General features: G+C 66.3%; 1 protein-coding gene. It reads left to right on the top strand.

Annotation, left to right across the window (positions count from 1 at the left end):
* On the top strand, window positions 1-493 hold a 493-nt coding region (locus J5M71_RS27560; protein WP_243434378.1), incomplete at both ends, for an N-formylglutamate amidohydrolase.

The raw sequence follows: 493 nt of genomic DNA, 5'->3' as shown, positions 1-493 counted from the left end.
GCGTCACCCGTTATCGCTTTGGCGACGACCCGGCAAGTCCGGCCAAAGACGCGCAAGCGGGTGAGGCACCGCAGTGGCTGAAAACCCTGCTCGGCTGGCTCGACGGTCGGCACCTTGATGCCTTGGCGAACGTGATTGAGGTGCTGTTGTGGGGCGCGCTGATTGCCGCGCTGGGCTGGCTGGCCTGGCGTTATCGCGAATTCCTCGGGGCTTTCGTCAGCCGCCGCCCGAACCTGCCAGCGCGCAGCAAACCGCCGGCGCCGCCACAGGTCTTCGGGCTGGATCTGAACCGTGAAACCCTTCCCGATGACATCGCCGCGACGATGACGCCCGTCGCTCGCCACGTCGACGATTGCGACTGGCATCTCGAGCGTCTGTACGATTTCGCGAAGACGCTCGGCGCGTCGGTGCTCGTGCCTTCGCACGCGCGCTACGTCGTCGATCTGAACCGCCCGCCGGATGACGCGAATCTCTACCCGGGGCAGGACACGAC

This window comes from Pseudomonas sp. 43(2021), assembly GCF_017490805.1.
Lineage (GTDB): Bacteria > Pseudomonadota > Gammaproteobacteria > Pseudomonadales > Pseudomonadaceae > Aquipseudomonas.
The sequence above is the reverse complement of the archived record's forward strand: the minus strand, read 5'-3'. Positions and strand labels throughout refer to the sequence as shown.